At 57.4% G+C, this 20,343-nt stretch carries 17 protein-coding genes and 4 riboswitches; of the genes, 13 read left to right on the top strand and 4 right to left on the bottom strand.

Translation table 11 applies throughout. The features are described from left to right. Nucleotides 1–201 precede the first annotated feature (201 nt). From VN24_RS07495 to VN24_RS07475, 5 genes are all read left to right on the top strand, one after another. Complete coding sequence (locus VN24_RS07495) at nucleotides 202–2,250, top strand: ABC-F family ATP-binding cassette domain-containing protein (RefSeq protein WP_045669880.1); 2,049 nt, start codon at nucleotides 202–204, stop codon at nucleotides 2,248–2,250. A 74-nt stretch (nucleotides 2,251–2,324) separates the two neighbouring features. Beyond that, nucleotides 2,325–2,981, top strand: coding sequence for a fumarylacetoacetate hydrolase family protein (locus tag VN24_RS07490; RefSeq protein WP_045669879.1), 657 nt, complete (start codon nucleotides 2,325–2,327; stop codon nucleotides 2,979–2,981). Between the two features lie 279 nt (nucleotides 2,982–3,260). Beyond that, complete coding sequence (locus VN24_RS07485) at nucleotides 3,261–3,644, top strand: VOC family protein (protein WP_045669878.1); 384 nt, start codon at nucleotides 3,261–3,263, stop codon at nucleotides 3,642–3,644. A gap of 36 nt (nucleotides 3,645–3,680) precedes the next feature. Continuing rightward, nucleotides 3,681–4,844 carry an MFS transporter gene (locus tag VN24_RS07480; RefSeq protein ID WP_045669877.1) on the top strand — a complete coding sequence of 388 codons (1,164 nt, stop codon included), beginning with the start codon at nucleotides 3,681–3,683 and terminating at the stop codon, nucleotides 4,842–4,844. A gap of 139 nt (nucleotides 4,845–4,983) precedes the next feature. Then, complete coding sequence (locus VN24_RS07475; protein WP_045669876.1) at nucleotides 4,984–5,694, top strand: AAA family ATPase; 711 nt, start codon at nucleotides 4,984–4,986, stop codon at nucleotides 5,692–5,694. Nucleotides 5,695–5,774: 80 nt separating this feature from the next. On the opposite strand, the gene VN24_RS28425 is transcribed toward VN24_RS07475, so the two are convergent. The 4 genes from VN24_RS28425 to gcvT all read right to left on the bottom strand — a co-directional run bounded on the left by VN24_RS28425 (nucleotide 5,775) and on the right by gcvT (nucleotide 10,166). Further along, complete coding sequence (locus VN24_RS28425) at nucleotides 5,775–5,909, bottom strand: IS3 family transposase (RefSeq protein WP_082084191.1); 135 nt, start codon at nucleotides 5,907–5,909, stop codon at nucleotides 5,775–5,777. A 269-nt stretch (nucleotides 5,910–6,178) separates the two neighbouring features. Next, on the bottom strand, nucleotides 6,179–7,690 hold the full coding sequence (gene gcvPB, locus VN24_RS07470; RefSeq protein WP_045673085.1) for an aminomethyl-transferring glycine dehydrogenase subunit GcvPB: 1,512 nt from the start codon (nucleotides 7,688–7,690) through the stop codon (nucleotides 6,179–6,181). 2 nt (nucleotides 7,691–7,692) lie between these two features. Then, entirely contained in the window at nucleotides 7,693–9,051 is a 1,359-nt protein-coding gene (gene gcvPA, locus VN24_RS07465; RefSeq protein WP_082083662.1) for an aminomethyl-transferring glycine dehydrogenase subunit GcvPA, read from the bottom strand. Between the two features lie 5 nt (nucleotides 9,052–9,056). Next, the gene (gene gcvT, locus VN24_RS07460) at nucleotides 9,057–10,166 is read right to left on the bottom strand and encodes a glycine cleavage system aminomethyltransferase GcvT (RefSeq protein WP_045669875.1); all 1,110 of its coding nucleotides are present in this window, start codon (nucleotides 10,164–10,166) and stop codon (nucleotides 9,057–9,059) included. A gap of 107 nt (nucleotides 10,167–10,273) precedes the next feature. Further along, nucleotides 10,274–10,380: riboswitch (glycine riboswitch) on the bottom strand. 3 nt (nucleotides 10,381–10,383) lie between these two features. Further along, nucleotides 10,384–10,487: riboswitch (glycine riboswitch) on the bottom strand. A 149-nt stretch (nucleotides 10,488–10,636) separates the two neighbouring features. After that, nucleotides 10,637–10,756: riboswitch (glycine riboswitch) on the top strand. Nucleotides 10,757–10,904: 148 nt separating this feature from the next. On the opposite strand from gcvT, the gene VN24_RS07455 reads away from it, so the two are divergent. From VN24_RS07455 to VN24_RS07415, 8 genes are all read left to right on the top strand, one after another. Then, nucleotides 10,905–12,155: a serine hydroxymethyltransferase gene (locus VN24_RS07455; RefSeq protein ID WP_082083661.1), complete on the top strand. Its 1,251-nt coding sequence runs from the start codon at nucleotides 10,905–10,907 to the stop codon at nucleotides 12,153–12,155. A gap of 37 nt (nucleotides 12,156–12,192) precedes the next feature. Next, nucleotides 12,193–12,585, top strand: coding sequence for a glycine cleavage system protein GcvH (gcvH, locus tag VN24_RS07450; protein WP_045669874.1), 393 nt, complete (start codon nucleotides 12,193–12,195; stop codon nucleotides 12,583–12,585). Between the two features lie 4 nt (nucleotides 12,586–12,589). Then, nucleotides 12,590–13,486, top strand: a complete 897-nt coding sequence (gene lipA, locus VN24_RS07445; protein ID WP_274520425.1) for a lipoyl synthase — start codon at nucleotides 12,590–12,592, stop codon at nucleotides 13,484–13,486. A 16-nt stretch (nucleotides 13,487–13,502) separates the two neighbouring features. Next, a complete protein-coding gene (sdaAB, locus tag VN24_RS07440; RefSeq protein WP_045669872.1) occupies nucleotides 13,503–14,168 on the top strand; it encodes an L-serine ammonia-lyase, iron-sulfur-dependent subunit beta in 666 nt (221 codons plus the stop codon). 25 nt (nucleotides 14,169–14,193) lie between these two features. Further along, nucleotides 14,194–15,084 carry an L-serine ammonia-lyase, iron-sulfur-dependent, subunit alpha gene (gene sdaAA / locus VN24_RS07435; RefSeq protein WP_045669871.1) on the top strand — a complete coding sequence of 297 codons (891 nt, stop codon included), beginning with the start codon at nucleotides 14,194–14,196 and terminating at the stop codon, nucleotides 15,082–15,084. A 31-nt stretch (nucleotides 15,085–15,115) separates the two neighbouring features. After that, nucleotides 15,116–16,546, top strand: a complete 1,431-nt coding sequence (gene lpdA / locus VN24_RS07430) for a dihydrolipoyl dehydrogenase (RefSeq protein WP_045669870.1) — start codon at nucleotides 15,116–15,118, stop codon at nucleotides 16,544–16,546. 6 nt (nucleotides 16,547–16,552) lie between these two features. Beyond that, nucleotides 16,553–17,395, top strand: coding sequence for a lipoate--protein ligase family protein (locus tag VN24_RS07425; RefSeq protein ID WP_045669869.1), 843 nt, complete (start codon nucleotides 16,553–16,555; stop codon nucleotides 17,393–17,395). A gap of 273 nt (nucleotides 17,396–17,668) precedes the next feature. Then, a riboswitch (glycine riboswitch) is annotated at nucleotides 17,669–17,784 on the top strand. A 114-nt stretch (nucleotides 17,785–17,898) separates the two neighbouring features. Next, a complete protein-coding gene (locus VN24_RS07415; RefSeq protein ID WP_052703186.1) occupies nucleotides 17,899–20,340 on the top strand; it encodes a GcvT family protein in 2,442 nt (813 codons plus the stop codon). Nucleotides 20,341–20,343: the final 3 nt, after the last annotated feature.

The raw sequence follows: 20,343 nt of genomic DNA, 5'->3' as shown, positions 1-20,343 counted from the left end.
CCTCCTTTCAGATGCATAAGCAGGGATGCGGTCTGATGTTGTTTTAATTGTAAAACAACCGACAACCGGGGACAACGCCGTCGGCGGAAGAACTGAAACGGCCGCCGCGCGCCTGCCCGCGGGGGCCCACATATGGTATGATACGGAGGAAGAAGTACGGGCAGTTACGATTCCAACAGAAAGCGCAGGTATTTATACGTCATGCATTTATTGTCCGTTGAACATTTGACGAAAAGCTACGGCGAAAAAATATTGTTTGAAGACGTCTCGTTCGGCGTTGCGGAAGGCGATAAAATCGGCATTATCGGCGTGAACGGGACGGGCAAATCGACTTTTCTCAAGGCGGTCGCGGGTCTTGAGCCTGCCGATTCCGGGAGCGTGACAATTCCTTCGCGTGTCAGGGTAAGGATGCTGGAGCAAAATCCGGACTTCGATCCCGAGGCGACCGTGCTGGGGCATGTGCTGGGCGGCGATTCGCCGCAGCTGCAGGCCGTGCGGGAATACGCGGCGGCGATGGAAGCGCTGGAGCTGCGGCCGTCGGATGCCGGGCTGCAGGAGCGGCTGGTGAAAGCGAACGCCGCAATGGACGAGCACGATGCGTGGCAGCTGGAAAGCGAAGCGAAGACGGCGCTTTCGCGCCTCGGTATTCATGACAAGGACGCGAAGCTCGGCACGCTGTCGGGCGGCCAGCGCAAACGGGTTGCGATGGCGGCGGCGCTGCTGCAGCCGTCCGACGTCCTTATTTTGGACGAGCCGACGAACCATATCGACAACGAGTCGGTCGCCTGGCTGGAAGGCATGCTGCAGAAGCGCCGCGGCGCGCTGCTCATGATTACGCACGACCGCTACTTTCTCGACCGGGTAAGCAACCGGGTCATCGAACTGGACCGCGGCCGCGCCTACTTTTATACCGCCAACTACAGCCGCTTTCTGGAGCTGAAGCTCGAGCGCGAGGAGCGGGAGGCGGCGTCGGAAGCGAAGCGGCAAAATTTGCTGCGCAACGAGCTGGCCTGGATCCGGCGCGGGGCGAAGGCACGGTCGACGAAGCAGAAAGCGCGCATCGAGCGGTTTGAAGCGCTGAAGGGGCAGGCGCCGGAGAAGGCCGCCGGCAAGCTGGAGATGTCGGTGGCGTCTTCAAGGCTGGGCAAAAAGATTGTGGAGCTTACCGATGTGACGTACGGCTACGGCGAGCGGACGCTGATCCGCCACTTCGATTATATCGCCGTGCCGGAGGATAGAGTGGGAATCGTCGGGCGCAACGGCAGCGGCAAGTCGACGCTGCTGAAGCTGATCGCCGGCACGCTTGTGCCGGATTCCGGCACGGTCGAGCTCGGACCGACAGTGAAGCTGGGCTGGTTCACGCAGGAGCACGAAGAGATGGACGAGTCGCTGCGGGTGATCGAATATATCCGCGAAGAAGCGGAGCAGGTGCGCACCGGGGACGGCACGACCATTTCCGCGGCCCAGATGCTGGAGCGGTTTCTGTTTCCGCCGGCGATGCAGTGGACGCCGATTGCGAAGCTGTCGGGCGGAGAGAAGCGGCGGCTGCAGCTGCTGCGCATTTTGATCAGCGCGCCGAACGTGCTGCTGCTTGACGAGCCGACGAACGATCTGGACATTGCGACGCTTGGCGTGCTGGAAGATTATTTGGACGACTTTCCGGGCGTTGTACTGGTCGTATCCCATGACCGGTATTTCCTCGACCGGACGGCGGAGCGGATTTTCGCATTCGAAGGCGACGGCGTCATTACCGAGCATACAGGCAATTATTCCGATTACCAGCAATATGCGGAGAAACGCGCCGCTTCTGTGCCGGCAGTTCCGGAGTCATCACGCGCCGCAGGCAAAGGTGGCGCAGGACGCGGAAGCGCGGCAGCCGGCGGAGGCAAAGAAGGAGGCGGGAGCGCGGCAGCCGGCGGAGGCAACACGGGAGACGCAGCCGGCGGAGGCAACACAGGCGCCAAGGCGGACGGAGGCGGAACCGGCCGGGGCGGCGGCCGGGAAGCGAAGCTGAAGATGTCGTATAAGGAGCAAAAAGATTTTGAGCAGATTGACGGCTGGATTGAACAGACCGAGCAAGCGCTCCAGGAGCTGAGTGAGACGATGGAAGCCGCCTCCAGCGATTCGGCGCGGCTGCAGGAGCTTGTTGCCGAGCAGCAGCGGCTGGAAGCGGTGCTGGAAGAGCAGATGGAGCGGTGGACTTATCTTAACGAGCTGGCCGAGCGGATCGAATCGCAGAAGAAAGGCTAGTCTGTCGAGCCGATTCCTTCTTCGCGACGAATCTGTCGCCACTCCAAATCGAAGCATGGGAGCTGATCTTTCAGATGACAAGGGCAAATCCGTATGAAGCCGCTGCAAGCGGCATTCGAAACATATACTGCATCGGCCGTAATTACCGGCTGCATGCGCTGGAGCTGGGCAACGAAGTGCCGAAAGCGCCGATTGTGTTTTTGAAGCCGGTGCAAACGGCGGTTCCGATGGACGGCGGCGTTATTGAGCTTCCCGGCAGCAGAGGGGAAGTGCATTTCGAGACGGAGATCGTGCTGCGGATCGGGCGCGATTACGAGCCAGGCGCGCAAGCGGACGATTTGATCGACGCCATGACGCTCGGGCTCGATCTGACACTGCGGGACGTGCAGAGCAGGCTGAAGGAGAAAGGCCAGCCGTGGCTGGACGCCAAAGGCTTCCTCCGATCGGCGCCGCTTGGGCCTTGGCTGCCGTATCCCGGCCGGGAAGGCTTGCAGGCGCACGATTTTGAGCTGCGGCGCAACGGAGAGCGGGCCCAGCTCGGCAACGCCGGCGACATGCTGTTTCCTGTCGATGCGCTGATCGAACATATCGGCCGTACGTACGGGCTTGGTGCCGGCGACCTGATCTTTACCGGCACCCCGGCCGGCGTCGCCGCGCTTGCGGACGGCGATGAGCTGACCGTTCTCTGGGCAGGCCAAGAAGCCGGCAGCTGCCGGATCCGTCTCGTCTGAATCGCGAAAGGCCGGCTTCGTCTGGGCGAGGCGGACAGCTAGCCGGGGTCTGTCTCATCAAAACAGGCGGCTGCGCGTTCCGTCAAAGTAAGGCTGCCGGAGCTTCGACTTTTACGGGCAGGACCGGCAGCTTCGTTTTTCAAAAATGGGCAATGCAACAAATGGGTCTGAATGATTATGCTGCGGCAGAAGCCGATGATTCCGAATTGCTAACGCAAAAACGAAGCTAATGCTTACAAAGTGGTTTTGTCATTCGGCAAAACCTTTAGGAGGATGACGATGAAGATTAAACTGACCAGTGTATTTGTGGACGATCAGGACAAAGCCCTCAAGTTTTATACGGAAGTGCTCGGTTTTGTGAAGAAAAGGGAGATTCCGCTGGGGGAAGCCAAATTTTTGACCGTTGTCTCGCCCGAAGCGCCGGACGAGGTCGAGCTGCTGCTTGAGCCAAACGGCAACCCGGCGTCCATGGCCTATCAAAAAGCCATTTTTGAGCAGGGGATTCCCGCCGCGGCATTTGTTGTTGAAGATATTAGGCACGAGTACGAACGGATGACAAAGCTGGGCGTGGCGTTTCGCGGGGAGCCGAAGAAAACGGGACCGGTAACGATTGCCGTATTGGACGATACTTGCGGCAACCTTATTCAGCTCTATCAGGTCTAATCGCCGCCGCCAAAAAAAACTAAAGGACACGATCATATGCCGATCAATATTACAGCTATCGTGTTATTCTATATGATCTTCTACATGAATAATGCGGTATACGCAACCTTTATTCCGCTCTATTTTCAACAGATCGGGTTTACTCCGTCGCAAATCGGCACACTGCTCAGTCTGGGGCCTCTTATTGCGATTATGGCGCAGCCGGTTTGGGGAACGCTGAGCGACAGAGCCAAGACGAAAAACAGCGTTCTCCTCCTTATGCTCGCCGGCAGCGGAGTTTCGATGCTCCTGTATCCGCTCTCCGCCCAGTTCGGTTACGTGTTCGCGATGATCGGTTTGTTCATGTTTTTTTCATCATCCATCGCCGCCGTTGGAGATGCCATCACGCTCGAGACGCTGGACAAGCGCAAATCGGGCGATTTCAGCCGGATCCGGCTCGGAGGCACAATCGGGTTCGCCGTCATGTCCGTCTTGTTCGGATTTATCGCCACCCAACACATTAATCTGCTGTTTCCGGTCAATGCGGCGATCCTGGGCGTCAGCTTCCTGCTGGTTCTCCGTTTTCCCGCCGTTAAGGGACATCAGTCGCAGGGCCGGAAAATGCATCTGCTTGTCCTGTTCCGCAACCGCAAGCTCGTTCTCTATTTAACGCTCAACTTTATTCTGAACATTACGCTGGGCTACTATTACTCCTTTTTCCCGCTCTATTTCAAAGAACTCGGCGGCGACAGCTCTTGGCTGGGGTGGTCGATGCTCATCTCTTCGCTCAGTGAAATTCCGTTTCTGTTGTTTTCGGCCTTCCTTTTCAAACGGATCAACGTGTCCTACATATTGCTCGGGGCCGGAGCCGCCGCCGCGCTGCGGTGGTATCTGTTCTCGGTCATCCACGACCCTTACTGGGTTTTTCCGATTCAGCTGCTGCACGGCGCAATATTTATCGTGCTTTCCGTCACGATGGCTATCGTCATCAACCGGGAAGTGCCGAATGAGCTGAAGGCAAGCGGCCAAACGTTCAACGCGCTGCTCAGCCTCGGCATTGCACGTATTATCGGCAGTCTCGTCGGCGGCGTCGCCAGTGAAGCGTTCGGGATGCGAAACGTTTTTTTCTACAATTCACTCGTTGCGCTGGCCTGTATCGCCGTGTTTGCAGCGGTCTTTCAGACGCAAACCCGCCGCGAAAGCCGTTTGGCGGACAACTGAAAGGAAGCGTTTTATCTGAAAAATAGACGGATGCATCGATCAACCAGCCGCCCGAACAGGTGCCGGAAGATGAATATCCGCATGTAAAAATGAAACCGACTCCTGGATGAGTTGAAAGACTGATTTGGAGCTGAATGAAATGTACTTACGAAGCCTGGAGATTTTGAGGGATGAGCGTTCGCGCCCGGACGGCTATCCGTTTTCCATACCCGCAGTCAAGGCGCTGGATTCGCTTTCGTTTCGCACGAACGTCACTTTTTTTGTAGGGGAGAACGGCTCCGGCAAATCGACGATTCTGGAAGCGATTGCGTATCAATGCGGTTTTCATACGGCTGGAGGAGGGAGGAATAACGTCTATGACGTAGACGCTTCCCATTCCGCTTTGGGAGACTGTATCCGGCTTTCGTGGCTGCCCAAAATCACAAACGGTTTTTTTCTGAGAGCGGAAACCTTTTATCACTTCGCCTCGCATCTGGACACGCTGCCGGAAAGCTTGAAATATTACGGGGGGCGTTCCTTGCATGAGCAATCGCATGGGGAAGCGTTTCTTTCTCTTTTTCAGCACCGCTTTGGAAAAAAGGCGATCTATTTGCTCGACGAGCCGGAGGCTGCTCTTTCGCCGGCAAGACAGCTCGCCCTGCTGCGAATCATCAAAGAGTTGGAGAACGAAGCGCAATTCATTATCGCCACGCACTCTCCGATTTTACTCGGCTATCCGGATGCGCAAATCTTCAATTTTGATGTTCAGCCGGCAGGGGAGATTCGGTACGAAGATACGATGCACTATATCGTGACCCGGCGCTTTCTCGAAAACAGGAAGACGGTTTTGAAGGAATTGTTTGAGGAATGAGTCGGCAGCAAAAATCCCCCTTGGCCGTCCCTGAACTGTGAACCTATTTATGGACAGTTTTTGAAAAAAGACCTTTGGTGTTAAGCAGCCGTGTGATGACTTCTGAATTCATCAGGAGTCATCCTTTTTAATGTCCATCGATAGCTTTCGGAATTGTAAAACGTTATATATTCGTTAATGCATGCACTCAGGGCCGTGTACGAACTGACGTGCAGTCGTCGACAGGCTTTCGGCTGTCGCGGATAAACAGTCTCACGGCGGGTTCTATCGGAAAGATCGGAGAATGGGAAGGAGCGGAAGGCCTTCTCGGCACTCTATGTTCGGCGGACTTTTGCTTTTTTCAATCGAATCAGCGATAGAGATGGAAGCGGAGATGTGAAGGGAATCATTTCCCGATTGAAAGCTCCGCTTTCTGATATTGAAGCCAAGGGACAGCCCCATATCAATATGGAGCTGTCCCTTGGTTAATTCGGACACGCTGTGGTTAAACGCAGGCGCAGTTCAGAACCGGCTTGCGCGCCGCTGTCGTTTCGTCGAGTCTTTTCACGACCGTGTTGTACGGAGCGTTCAAGATAAACTCCGGATTTGTTCTCGCTTCCTCGGCGATTCGGATCATCGTATCGATGAAGCCGTCGAGCGTTTCCTTGCTCTCGGTCTCGGTCGGCTCGATCATGATGCATTCCTCGACGTTAAGCGGGAAGTAGATGGTTGGCGGGTGGTAGCCGAAGTCGAGCAGCCGTTTGGCCACGTCGAGCGTCCGGACGCCATATTTCTTCAGGCCGCGGCCCGACATGACGAATTCGTGCTTGCATACGCCGGGATATGGGATTTCATAATGCGGAGCAAGCCGGTGCATCATATAGTTGGCATTCAGGACGGCGCACTCGGATACCCGGCGAAGTCCTTCCGGGCCGTACGTGCGGATATACGTGTACGCGCGTACGAGAATGCCGAAGTTGCCGTAGAACGCTTTCACCCGGCCAATAGACTCGGGGCGGTCGTAATCGAAGTAGTACGTTCCGTCCTCCCGGCGGCTGACAATCGGCTTCGGCAAATAAGGGATTAGTTTGCTCTTTACGCCGACTGGCCCGGCTCCGGGACCTCCGCCGCCGTGCGGGGTGCTCATCGTCTTGTGCAAATTCAGGTGGACGACGTCGAAGCCCATATCGCCTGGCCTCGTAATGCCCATGATGGCATTTGAGTTCGCGCCGTCATAGTACAGAAGTCCGCCCGCTTCATGCACGATTGCAGCGATCTCTTCGATCTGCTCCTCGAACAACCCAAGCGTGCTCGGGTTGGTCAGCATAAGCGCAGCGGTATCGCTGCCGACCGCCGAGCGGAGCGCATCCAAATCGACCATGCCCCGTTCGTTCGACTTGATCGTGATCGTCTCAAAGCCGGCGACGGTGGCGCTGGCGGGATTCGTTCCGTGCGAGGAGTCGGGAACGATGACCTTGGTGCGACTCTCGCCGCGGCTTTCATGATAGGCGCGGATCATCATAAGCCCCGTCCATTCACCGTGCGCGCCTGCAGCGGGCTGAAGCGTCACCTGATCCATTCCGGTCAACGCCGCCAGGTCGTTCTGAAGCGTATACAGCAGCTCAAGCGCGCCTTGGATGCTCTCTTCCGGCTGGTAAGGATGGATTTTGGCGAAGCCGCTGAAGCGGGCCGTATCTTCATTAATCTTTGGATTGTACTTCATCGTACAGGACCCTAGCGGATAGAAACCGTTGTCGACTCCGAAATTGCGGCGGGACAGCTCGGTGTAATGACGGATCACGTCGACTTCATAAACCTCCGGCAGCTGAGCGGGCTTCTTCCTCAACATGGCGGTCGGAATATATTCGCCTGGCGCTGCCTCCGGCACGTCGCAGGGCGGAAGCGAGTAGGCTATGCGGCCGGGCTTGCTTAATTCGAAGATGAGCGCTTTATCCGTTTTTGCAGCCGCAGCTGTAATTGAAGTTTGAGTCGTAATGGTAGTCGTAGTCGTACTCATTGTCATGCCAGTTCCCCCAATCTGCTTGCAAAACGATCGATTTCGTCCTTGGTCCGTTTCTCGGTGACGGCGACCAGCATATGGCCTTTAAGCTCCGGATAAGGGATTCCCAGGTCGTAGCCGCTGAGGAAGCCAGCCTTAAGAAGCTCCAGGTTGATCTCCTTCACGGAAGTTCCCTCCGGCAGCCGAACGACGAATTCGTTGAAGAACGGCGCGGAAAAAGGCAGCTTGAAGCCGCGCTGCTCGGCCAACTGGCGGGCAGCGTAGTGCGCTTTCTGCAAGTTTAGGTTAGCGGCTTCACGCAACCCTTCCTTGCCCATCGTCGAAAGGTAGATCGAGACGCACAGAGCGAGCAGCGCCTGATTGGAGCAGATGTTCGACGTGGCTTTCTCGCGTCGGATATGCTGTTCCCGCGCTTGCAGTGTTAATACGAAGCCGCGATTGCCGTCGATATCAGTCGTCTGGCCGACGATCCGGCCGGGCATCCGGCGCATCAGCGGCTCGGCGACCGCGAAGAAGCCGCAGGTCGGACCGCCAAGCGATTGGGAGATGCCAAGCGGCTGCGCATCGCCGACGACAATGTCGGCGCCGAGCTTGCCGGGCGGTTCAAGCAGGCCTAGCGACATCGGGTTCGCGCTGACGACGAGCAGCCCTTTGACGCCGTGAATGATCGGCTCGATCGCGGCAATATCTTCGACACAGCCGAAGAAGTTCGGCGATTGAACGAGCACGGCTGCCGTATCGCCGGTTACAGCCGCCTTCAACGCGCCAAGATCCGTCACGCCATTCGCGTAGCCGACCTCGACAACCTCCAGGTTCAGGCCGCGGGCCATCGTACGTACGGTCTCGCGTGCTTCCGGGTGGACGGTGCGCGAGATAACGAGCTGCCTGCGCTTCGTCGCGCCGCTCGCCAGAGCGCCGGCTTCGGACAGCGCCGTCACGCCGTCGTACATGCTGGCGTTGGCGACGGCCATCCCAGTCAGCTCGCAGATATAGGACTGGAATTCGAAGATTGCCTGAAGCTCCCCTTGACTGATTTCGGGCTGATACGGCGTATAGGCGGTATAAAATTCAGATCTGGAGATCATATGATTAATGACGACCGGAATATGGTGATCGTAGATGCCGGCGCCCAGGAAGCTGGCGTAGCGATCCGTATCGGCGTTACGGCCGGCCATTTCCTTCATATGCTCAAGCAGCGAGAACTCATCGAGAGCGGGAGACATCGGCAGGACGCCGCGGTAACGAATCGCCTCCGGTATGTCGCGGAACAGGTCTTCAATCGTTTGTGCGCCGATCGTCTTCAGCATGTCGGCCTGGTCCTGTTCGGTTATCGGGATGTAGCGGTGTTTGTTGGCCACGAAGCTCACTCCTTCGGAAGTCTTTTATAAAATGGCGCCCTGACGACTTGTGCCTTCAGCCGTTTCCCGCGTATTTCCACCCAGAGCTCGGTGCCTGGCCCGGCGTAATCGGCAGCGATCAGGGCAAGGCCGAGATTGCGCTTAAGCGTCGGAGATTGGGTGCCCGTCGTCACTTCGCCGATCACTTTGCCGTTCGCATAGACGGGATATTGGGGACGGGGGATGCCGCGGTCGATCATCTCAATACCGACGAGCTTGCGCGGCACGCCTTCGGCTTTCTGTTTCAGCAGTGCGTCACGGCCGATAAAGTTGTCTTGGGAGAGCTTCACGAAGAAGCCGACGCCCGCCTCAAGCGGGGTAATCGTATTCGAAAGCTCTTGACCATACAGCGGCAGGCGCGCCTCGAAGCGAAGCGTGTCTCTGGCGCCAAGTCCTGCCAGCACGAGCCCGAGCGGTTCGCCCGCCGCGAGCAGAGCGTTCCAGACGTCAGCGGCGCGAGACGCCGGTACGTAAATCTCGAAGCCGTCCTCACCGGTGTAGCCCGTTCGTGAGACAAGCGTCTTCACGCCTGCAATGGAGACATCGGCGGTGAAATGGAAAGGAAGAAGTTCGCCAACAGCCGGCTCTGCCCCCAGCGCATCCATAATGGCGGACGCTTTCGGACCCTGCAGGGCGAGCAGCGCCAACTCATCGGAGATATTCTCGAGTACAACATCCCCGATCAGATGCTCGCGCAGCCAATCAAAGTCTTTGTCGATATTAGAGGCGTTCACTACGAGCATGTACTGGTCGGCCGTGAGCCGGTACACGAGCAAATCATCGACGACGCCTCCGTCCGGATAGCACATAAGCGTGTACTGCGCCTGGCCGTTCGAGAGCTTCGTTACATCGTTCGTCGTCATCATTTGCAGGAAAGCTTCCGCGAATTGCCCGGTCACCTTGATCTCCCCCATGTGGGAGACATCGAACAGACCGGCCTGCTGCCGCACGGCGTCATGCTCCTTCTGAATGCCCGAGAATTGAACGGGAAGCTCCCAGCCGCCGAAGTCGATGCATCGGACGCCGGGATAATCGGCGTAGAGCGGGTAAAGCGGGGTTCGTTTAAGTTTAGTCATCCTTCTCTCCTCCTCAGGTAACGTGAAAACCCATTAAACGCAATAAAGGACAGCAGCAAAAAGGCTGAACGTCCGCAGCGTGAATGCCGCTTTCCGTTTCCTCTTCGCTCTGTCCTTTGTACCTGAGAGTTACCCCGAACTTGAAATGATTGCCCGGGTTTCCCCTTGGGTGACGACGGGCACGCCTTTCGCGTTCCGAACGTTCTCTCCAGAGGCGCGTCCGGTAAAGGTCCTTTTGCCTGAGAGATTCACCTGCATCAGGCTTACTCCTTCGGCGCCGCCCTGTCAGCTGACTTGGGCAATCTCTCCCGTTACCATCATCCGCATGATTATATAGTTTATTAATACCTGACTTCCGAGGGGTATGTCAATATATATTTCCTATTTGCGAAATTTTATTGTGAGGTATCTTGACATGTAAACGGAGTGTCGATTACTCTAAGTGCGTCAAACAATTTTGAAATAAGCGGATGACGATGGCAGGGAGAGACCGGGCGGACAATCTAGGATCGCCAGGCACCGAAGGAGCAAGTCGACGGCCAGCCAGCCGGACGATTAATCTCTCAGGTAAAAAGAACCGCCATCCGACGCAACTCTGGAGAGAGCGAACAGCCACCAAAGGGGTAACAGCGGTTTAAGAACCGCTTAAACTCTCAGGTACCCGGACAGAGAACACGGCGACAAGCCGGTTCTCTGTCCTTTTTTTTACATTTGAAACACCATGTGGAGGTGGCACTTTTGAGTTTGCAAACGTACGATCCTGATATCCATGCGGCCGTTAACCGCGAGCGCGAAAGACAATTGAAGACGCTGGAGTTGATTGCCTCGGAGAATATTGTCAGTCCGGAAGTCATGGAAGCGATGGGGTCCGAGCTGACGAACAAATATGCCGAGGGTTATCCCGGCAAACGGTATTACGGAGGCTGCGAGTATGTGGACGAAGCGGAAACGCTTGCGATCGAACGGGCCAAGGCGCTGTTCGGCGCAGCCTACGCCAACGTCCAGCCGCATTCCGGGGCGCAGGCGAATACCGCAGTTCTGTTTCATCTTCTTGAGCCCGGAGACAAGCTGATGGGCATGAACCTCTACCAGGGAGGACATCTGACGCACGGCAGTCCGGTCAGCCTTTCGGGCAAATGGTTCGACGTCGTGTCCTACGGCGTCGACGAGATCACCCATCGCATCGATTACGATCAGGTCGAAGCGATCGCCCGAAAGGAGAAGCCCCGCCTTATCATCGCCGGGGCGAGCGCCTATCCCCGCCTGATCGACTTCGCCAAATTCAAGGAGATCGCCGATCTTGTCCACGCGAAACTGATGGTTGACATGGCGCACATAGCCGGATTGGTGGCGGCTGGCCTGCATCCGTCTCCGTTCCCGCACGCCGACGTTGTGACGAGCACGACGCACAAGACGCTGCGCGGGCCGCGCGGGGGGCTTTTGCTGACCGACGACGAGGATATGGCCAAAGGGCTGAACAAGGCCATTTTTCCCGGTATCCAAGGCGGTCCGCTCATGCACGTCATAGCGGCGAAGGCCGTTTGCTTCCGAGAGGCGCTTGAGCCTTCCTTTACGGCATACGCCAAGAGGGTTGTCAGCAACGCCGGCACATTGGCACAGACGCTGACAGAGGAAGGGGCGACGCTCGTATCGGGCGGGACCGACAATCATCTTCTGCTGATCGACGTCCGTCCGTGGGGGCTGACCGGGAAGGAAGCGGAAGCGCTGCTCGGGCAGGTCGGCATCACCGTCAACAAAAACACAATTCCCGGTGAAACGGCAAGTCCGTTCGTCACAAGCGGCATCCGCATCGGTACGCCGGCGCTGACGACCCGGGGTATGGGGGAGAAGGAGATGAAGCAGCTCGGCCGCTGTATCGCGGATGCGCTGAAGCACCGCAACGATCCGTTCACGGCAGCAAAGGTCAGAGAGCAAACGGCCGCACTTGCGGCGTCTTTTCCGCTCTTCACAAGGGAAATAAAGGAATGAAACAACCCCAAATAAATCATTCGAAGGGATGTTGGCAATGAGTGAAGTTAAAGCGGGCCTTGGATATTCGGAGGAGCATGAATGGGCGGAAGCCAGAGGAAACCTGGTTCGGATCGGCATTACCGATTTCGCGCAAAGCCAGTTGGGAGATATCGTGTTCGTCGAATTTCCGGAGACAGGTGCCGTTCTTGAGGCGGACGCACCGATGGGGACGATCGAATCGGTCAAAACCGTATCCGACCTATTTAGTCCGGTCAGCGGAACGGTGGTTATGATAAACGAGGCGCTGCTGAATTCGCCGGAGAATGTGAACTCGGACCCCTACGGGGAAGGTTGGATCGTCGAGGTCGAGGTGGACGGGGACGCCGCAGAAGTGGTGGCAGCTCTGCTCAGCGCCGAACAATACGAGGCCTTCATCTCGGGCAAATAAGGAGGTGCGGAGCATGTCGCAAACCAGAGAACGCAAGCCGGAATGGCTGAAGATATCACTGAACACCAGGGACAATTTTCAAGAGATCCGGGGAATGATGCGCGATCGCAAGCTCCACACCGTTTGCGAAGAGGCGAGGTGCCCGAACATTTTCGAGTGCTGGAGCCAGCGCACGGCCACCTTCATGATTTTGGGAAAAATCTGCACGCGAGCCTGCCGCTTTTGCGCCGTAACCTCCGGGCTGCCGACGGAGCTCGACCTGGAGGAGCCGCAGCAGGTTGCACAATCCGTCAAAGAGATGGGGCTTAATCACGTCGTCATTACGTCCGTAGCCCGCGATGACCTGAACGATCACGGCGCGTCCATGTTCGCGGCGACGATACGGGCGGTAAGGGAGAGCAATCCGCTGACGAACGTCGAGGTGCTCGTTCCGGACTTCGGCGGCGCGGCGGAGAGGCTGGCGGTCGTGCTGGAAGCCGGGCCTGACGTGCTGAACCACAATCTGGAGACGGTCAGCCGCCTCTCGGATAAAGTGCGCGCCAAGGCAAAATATGACCGTTCCCTGTCCGTGCTGCGGCAAGCAAAGGCGCTTCGTCCCGGTCAAGTGACGAAATCCGGCCTTATGGTCGGGCTTGGAGAGACGAAGGAGGAGCTGATCGAAGCGATGACGGATCTACGGGCGGCGGGCTGTGACATTGTGACGATCGGGCAGTATTTGCAGCCGTCTCTGAAGCATATGGAGGTTAGCCGCTATTACCATCCGTCGGAGTTCGCCGAGCTGAAGGAAGCCGGGAAGGCGCTCGGGTTCGCACACGTCGAGGCGGGGCCGCTCGTACGCAGCTCTTACCACGCCCTCGAGCAGGCGGAACATGCCAAAGCAGCCTCCGGTGTTATCGTTTAGAAGGGAGAAATCGGGGATGCGGTTCAAACATGTATTTTCCATTATCGGTCCGGTTATGGTTGGACCGTCGAGTTCTCATACAGCCGGGGCGGTTCGCATCGGTCGTGTCGCCCGGCAGCTGCTCGGACGTGTGCCGGAGCAGGCCGTTATTACGCTGCACGGTTCCTTCGCAGAAACATATTCGGGCCACGGCACGGATTTGGCGCTCGTCGGAGGACTGCTTGATTTCGACACTGATGACGAAAGAATTCCGGACGCTTTCGCGGAGGCAGACAAGGCGGGGCTAAGCTATGAGCTGCGGACGGGCGCGGGAATGAGTCCTCATCCCAACTTCGTCGAGATTTCGGCGATCGCTGGCGGCAATGAGATTACGATAAGCGGCGCCTCCATCGGCGGAGGCAATATCGAGATTCATTCGATGAACGGTTTCGCCGCGGGCTTCTCCGGCTATTATCCGACGATTGTCATCTCTCACGACGATCAGGTCGGCGTTCTGGCCTCTATAACCGGAGCTGTCAGCAGCGCAGGATTGAACATCGGCTTTATGAACGTTGACCGCAAGGAAAGAAGCGGGGCGGCGATGACGGTGCTCGAATGCGACCGTAGACCGGACGGAGCGCTGCTCGAAGCCCTAGCCTGCCTGCCGCATATCGGCGGGGCGACCGTCATCGATCTGACCTGACAGATAGTCCGGAGGAGTTGTTGACATGAATTTTCGTACTCTTAATGATATTTCGAACCTGTGCCGCAGGGAGTCACTCTCGATCGCCGAGCTCATGATCGCCGAGCAGGCGAAGGAGACCGGGGAGCCGCCGGATAAGATCGTGCGCCAGATGGCCGATTATTATGAAGTTATGAAGAGAGCGGTTCGCAAAGGGCTCGAGGGCGGCGCCTCGTCGCGGAGCGGGCTCGTCGGGGGCGACGGGCGCAAGGTGCTCGGGCATGTTGCCGCCGGCGAGCCTTCCGTCGGGGATTGGACCGGCAAGGCGATGGCGTACGCGCTGGCGGTATCCGAGGTCAACGCCTCGATGGGGCGCATCGTTGCGACACCAACCGCAGGTTCCTGCGGCATCATTCCCGGTGTGTTCGTCAGCTCCCAAGAGCGCTTCGGCTGGGAAGACGGGAAGCTCGTGAACGGCTTGTTCTGCGCCGGGGCGATCGGCTATGTCATCGCCAACAACTCGTTCATCTCCGGTGCGGAAGGCGGCTGCCAGGCGGAGATCGGCTCCGCCATCGGCATGGCGGCGGGCGCGCTCGTCGAGCTGCGCGGCGGGAGCCCAGAGCAGGCGGTTCATGCCGTCGGTCTCGCGCTCAAAAATACGCTCGGGCTAATCTGTGATCCTGTTGCCGGGCTTGTCGAGGTTCCCTGCATCGTCCGCAACGGCCTGGGCGCAGTAAACGCGCTGGCGGCGGCAGATATGGCGCTTGCCGGGGTGCGAAGCGTCATTCCTTCGGACGAGGTGATCGGCGTCATGCTGGAGGTTGGCTCGAAGATGCCGGGCGAACACCGTGAAACGGCGCTCGGCGGCCTGGCCCAAACGCCAACCGGTCGCAAGCTGACGGAACAGATCAAGGCAGCCAAGCCACCATTTGGTTAGCATCGCAAATACATGGATGGAGTGTGATCCTATGGACATCTACGATATCGTCATTCTGGGCGGCGGTCCGGGAGGATACATCGCCGCGATCCGCGCTGCGCAGCTGGGCAAGCGGACCGCGCTCGTCGAGCGGGATAAGCTCGGCGGGACCTGTCTGCACAAGGGCTGCATTCCGAGCAAGACGCTGCTGCGCAGCGCCGAGCTGTACGAGTCGATGAAGCGCAGCGAAAGTTTCGGCATACTCACTTCTGACGTCGCTCTTGATTTCGGCGGCGTACAGGCACGCAAGGACGCCATCGTCAAACAGCTTCAGACCGGTGTACAGTTTCTGATGAAGAAGAACAAGATCGACGTTTACGAAGGAACCGGTGTCATTGCCGAAACCTCCTCATCTGGTCATTATAACGGCATCATCGATATAACAAGCGCCGAAGCGGTTTCTACCGGCATGTCTTCTATCCGGATCGGCTACCGTGATCTGATCGTCGCTACCGGATCGCGTCCGCGCCGCATTGCGGGCCTTCCGACGCACGAGAGAATCATGACCAGCGACGATGCGCTGGAGATGACTGAGGTTCCGTCATCGGTTCTGATTATCGGAGGCGGAGTGATCGGCGTCGAATGGGCGTCGATGCTGAGCGATTTCGGAGCGCAGGTGACGATCGTCGAGGCCGCGGACCGGATCGTGCCGACGGAGGATGCGGACGTGTCTCGCGAGCTGGCGCGGCTGTTCGCCAAGCGGCGCATCAAGGCGTTGATGGGGGTGAGGCTTCTTGAGGCGGGCGTGACCGCGGACGACAACGGGGCGACAGTGCAGATCGAGCGCAACGGCAGGACGGAGACGCTGGCAGCCGAGCGGTTGCTTGTGTCTGTGGGCCGTACGGCAAACGTTGAGGGCTTTGGCCTGGAGCGGACGGCGGCGCGGGTCGAGCGGGGAGCAATCGTTGTCGACCGCCGCATGCGGACGGACGATCCGCACGTCTACGCCATCGGAGACGTGATCGGCGGTTTGCAGCTTGCGCATGTCGCGAGCCACGAGGGTGTGACCGCGGTGGAGAGCATCTGCGGCCTGGATTCGCATGCTCCCGATCCCGCATCTGTGCCCAAATGCGTGTACAGCCGACCCGAGATGGCGAGCGTTGGCCTGACCGAGCAAGCCGCCATCGACAAGGGCTACGACATTAAAGTGGGCAAATTTTCATTCAAAGCGATCGGCAAAGCGCTTGTGCTCGGAGAATCCGACGGCTTCGTCAAAGTCGTGGCCGAGAAGGCTAGCGGCGTCATACTGGGCGTTCACATGATCGGTCCGCACGTGACCGATTTCATCGGAGAGGCGGCGCTGGCGCAGCTTCTGGAGGCGACCTCGATGCAGGTCGGCCGAATGATCCATCCGCATCCGACGCTGTCGGAGATTATCGGGGAAGCGATGCTCGGTGCGGATCTGCAGGCTTTGGGGGGGTGACCGCCAATGTGGAGATTCATTCATACCGGAAATCGTTCTCCGGCGGAGAACATGGCGATCGACGAAGCGATACTCGCCGCGCAAGAAAAGGGGCTTGTGCCGCCGACCGTCCGCTTCTACGGCTGGAACCCCGCTTCCGTGTCCATCGGCTATTTTCAGCCGAGCAAGGAGATCGACTTCGGGGCGCTTCGCGAGCGCGGCCTCGGCTTTGTCCGGCGGGCGACCGGGGGACGGGCGGTACTGCATGATAACGAGCTTACCTACAGCCTTATCGTCCCGGAGAATTATCCCGGCATCCCGGCGAGCGTAACGGAAGCTTATCGCGTGCTGAGCATGGGGCTGCTGCTCGGCTTTCGCAAGCTCGGTCTAGACGCCAGGATGACGGGACTGGACGTGCCGGCGGGCAATGGGGCCGCATCTTCCCCGGGCGGGCCGATGTCCGCGGCTTGTTTCGATTCGCCTTCCAAATACGAGCTCGTCGTCGAAGGAAGAAAAATTGCGGGCAGCGCGCAGATGCGTTCCAAGGGAGTTATCCTTCAGCACGGCTCGATCCTGCTGGAGCTAGACGTGGATACGCTGTTCGAGGTTCTCCGTTTCCGCGAGCCGTCCGACAAATGCCGAATGAAGAAGGTTTTTGAACGCAAAGCGGTGGCCATTAATTCATGCCTTCGTCATAAAGGCCTGCCGATTGCGACGATGCGGGATCTGGAGCAGTCTTTCCGGTCCGGATTCTCGGCAGGACTGGGCACAGATCTTGTTACCGGGGAGCTCACCGAATACGAGACGGATCTGGTGAGGCGCCTGGCTCAAGAGAAGTATGCCGCTGACAGCTGGAACCTGCAAAGATAATGAAACCCGGCAACGGTTCACCTAATTACGGGTCAATACCTCTCGAATGATGATATAAATAATAACGTAACGTGTTACGAAAGTTTAGACAAAGTGTGACATAATGTGATCAAATGTGACATAAGGATTGACTAGATTTAGTTTTTTAAATAAAATAAAAATATACTTAACATACTGCGAATGAAGATAATATGAAAAGCCGATCCGGCGCCGAAGGAGCAAGTCCTAAAAAAATACCTTTAGGATAATCTCTCAGGTTACTAGAATATTATCGGACGCAACTCTGGAGAGTGCCGTTTGGCCACCGAAGGGGAAACCTTTCTCGTTTATGATCCGTCTGATGGAGACGAGAAAGGAAAGCTCTCAGGTAAAAGGACAGAGAAAGGTCTCGAGGCCTTTCTCTGTCCTTTTTCTCTATTCGGATCGATTACTTCCAGGCGATATAGAGCGGAAGTGATGACCGAGCTTCACAGCCTTACTTATTCGGATAGGAGGTAATGAGTTTGCTGTCAGATCAAAAGGTGGTCATTATCGGAGCGGGAGTGGTTGGTTGCAGCACCGCGTATTTCTTGAGTCAAAAAGGAATTCGCAACATCACGGTGCTGGAACAGGGGCCGTTGTTCGAAACCGGCGGATCGACCTCCCATGCCCCAGGCTTGGTGTTTCAACTGAACGGATCCAAAACAATGACCCGGCTCGCGTCCGAAACCGTCAAATGCTTCATGAGCCTCGACCTTGACGGCCAGCCGTGTTTCTATCCGGTCGGCGGGCTCGAAGTGGCGGCCACGCCAGAACGATGGGAAGAGCTCAAGCGCAAGCGCGGACTGGCCGTCTCATGGGGGATAGAAGCTTCGCTCCTTACGCCGGAACAGTGCGCTGGACATTTTCCGCTGCTGGATCCTTCCAGAGTTTACGGAGGATTGCATGTGGCTACAGACGGAATCGCCAAACCTCTCCGTGCCGTACAGGTAATGGCCCGATATGCGAAGGAACGGGGGGCCGAGTTTTACGGAAATATCGAAGTTACCGGCATCGAGGTTGCAGATGGCCGGGTTACGGCGGTAAAAACAAACGACCGTATCTATGAAGCCGATGTTGTGCTTTGCTGCGCAGGCATGTGGGGACCAAAGATCGGCCGGATGGCGGGGGTTTCCATCCCTCTTCAGCCGATGGCGCATCAATATGCGTATACTTCCCCCTTAAAGGAATTTGCCGATGAGACGGAAGAAGTACGGCTGCCAATCCTCCGGCATCAGGACCGCTCGCTTTATTTCAGGCAAATTTTCGACGGAATCGGCATGGGCTCCTATCAGCATCGGCCCATACCTGTCGAAGTCGAACAGATCGCCCGTCACGGCGAGACGGAAGAAATGCCGTCCGTCCAGCCGTTCACTCCGGAAGATTTCGGGAACGCATGGCAGGACGCAACCCAGCTGCTTCCGGCCTTGAAGGTTGCGCCGGTCAAGCGCGCGATTAACGGACTCTTCTCCTTCACTCCGGACGAGATGCCGATCTTGGGCGAGGCCGCCAAGGTCAAAGGATTTTGGGTTGCTGAAGCGGTTTGGGTAACACATTCGGCAGGCGTCGGCAAAGCGATGGCCGAGTGGATGGTCGACGGCGTACCGGATGTTGATTTGGAAGTGTGCGACATCAATCGTTTCGATTCCTATTCCCAAAGCCCTGCTTACATCAAACAGCGTTGTTCGGAAGCGTTCGAGAAAGTTTATAACATTCACCATCCTCTGGAGCCTGCCGATTCTTGTCGCAATATGAGATTAAGTCCGTTCTACGCGAGGCAGAAAGAGCTTGGCGCACAATTTACGGAAACGAACGGGTGGGAGCAAGCGCGGTGGTACGGGGCGAACGACGCAATGGCAGCCGGACGAGCAAATAACATCCCGGAGCGCGCCGGATGGGAAGCCCGGTATTGGTCGCGGGCTGCAGGCGCAGAACATCTTATTGCACTTGAACAGGCGGCGATGTTTGATCTTACGGCTTTGAAGAAGCGCGGCCGGTTGACCGGCGAAGGAGCAGCGGAATTTTTGCGGATGCTTACAACCGGTTTCTCGCAAAACCGCCCGGGCTACGCTTCCTCAGCACTCATGCTGAATGAAAGAGGAGGCATTAAAGGGGACCTTAACGCGGTTTGTTTGTCCGATACCGACTTTTTCTTCACGGTCAAAGGAGCGGTGGAATGGGATTGGGTTCAGAGACAGCTTCGGCAGTCGCCTTTCGCATCGTCCGTTCGGATCGAGGATCTGAGCTCGGGTACGTGCACAATAGGGATTCTCGGACCAATGGCCGCCGACATCATGCAAGCGGCAGACCGCACTGCCTTTAATCCCGGCAGGTGGATTCCGGGTCAGGCGCGGGAGCTGCACATCGATACAGTGCCGGTAATGGTCGTTTACCTCCCGACGTTCGGACTTCCCGGATGGGAACTGTACACGAGCCACGATCAAGGACTCAGGCTCTGGGATCTGCTGTGGGAAGCGGGAAGGCCGCACGGGCTGATTGCAGCCGGTAGTCAGGCTTACGATAGTTTGCGGCTCGAATCACGTACCCCGGACTATGGAAAAGATTACTGGAGCGAACATGATCCTTACGAAGCGGGAATCGAGGAGGCGGTCGAGGCGGGTAAGACCGGGTTCATCGGCGACAGGGCATTATCGGAGCGGCGAGCCGCCGGTCCCAAGCAATCGCTGACGGTACTGACGGTTGACGATCCGTCGGTGGTCATCATGGGATACGAACCTGTATTCGACGGCGACAAAGCCGCAGGTTTTATTACGAGTACCGGTTACGGATACTCCGAAGGAGGGACCATTGCGTACGCGTGGTTGAGCCCGCAGGCGGCTCTCGCCGGAAAAACGCTGCAGGTCGAATATTTCGGGCGCCGTTACCCGGTAACGGTTGCCGCACAATATTCAGTTGCCGCCAAGTAAGAG

The organism is Paenibacillus beijingensis (assembly GCF_000961095.1).
GTDB classification, from domain to species: domain Bacteria; phylum Bacillota; class Bacilli; order Paenibacillales; family Paenibacillaceae; genus Paenibacillus_O; species Paenibacillus_O beijingensis.
The sequence above is the reverse complement of the archived record's forward strand: the minus strand, read 5'-3'. Positions and strand labels throughout refer to the sequence as shown.

Excerpts from the sequence above, each read along its gene's own strand:
- VN24_RS07495 (WP_045669880.1), top strand. The coding sequence starts at position 202 with ATGCATTTATTGTCCGTTGAACATTTGACGAAAAGCTACGGCGAAAAA.
- VN24_RS07490 (WP_045669879.1), top strand. The coding sequence starts at position 2,325 with ATGACAAGGGCAAATCCGTATGAAGCCGCTGCAAGCGGCATTCGAAAC.
- VN24_RS07485 (WP_045669878.1), top strand. The coding sequence starts at position 3,261 with ATGAAGATTAAACTGACCAGTGTATTTGTGGACGATCAGGACAAAGCC.
- VN24_RS07480 (WP_045669877.1), top strand. The coding sequence starts at position 3,681 with ATGCCGATCAATATTACAGCTATCGTGTTATTCTATATGATCTTCTAC.
- VN24_RS07475 (WP_045669876.1), top strand. The coding sequence starts at position 4,984 with ATGTACTTACGAAGCCTGGAGATTTTGAGGGATGAGCGTTCGCGCCCG.
- gcvPB (WP_045673085.1), bottom strand. The coding sequence starts at position 7,690 with ATGAGTACGACTACGACTACCATTACGACTCAAACTTCAATTACAGCT.
- gcvT (WP_045669875.1), bottom strand. The coding sequence starts at position 10,166 with ATGACTAAACTTAAACGAACCCCGCTTTACCCGCTCTACGCCGATTAT.
- gcvH (WP_045669874.1), top strand. The coding sequence starts at position 12,193 with ATGAGTGAAGTTAAAGCGGGCCTTGGATATTCGGAGGAGCATGAATGG.
- sdaAB (WP_045669872.1), top strand. The coding sequence starts at position 13,503 with ATGCGGTTCAAACATGTATTTTCCATTATCGGTCCGGTTATGGTTGGA.
- sdaAA (WP_045669871.1), top strand. The coding sequence starts at position 14,194 with ATGAATTTTCGTACTCTTAATGATATTTCGAACCTGTGCCGCAGGGAG.
- lpdA (WP_045669870.1), top strand. The coding sequence starts at position 15,116 with ATGGACATCTACGATATCGTCATTCTGGGCGGCGGTCCGGGAGGATAC.
- VN24_RS07425 (WP_045669869.1), top strand. The coding sequence starts at position 16,553 with ATGTGGAGATTCATTCATACCGGAAATCGTTCTCCGGCGGAGAACATG.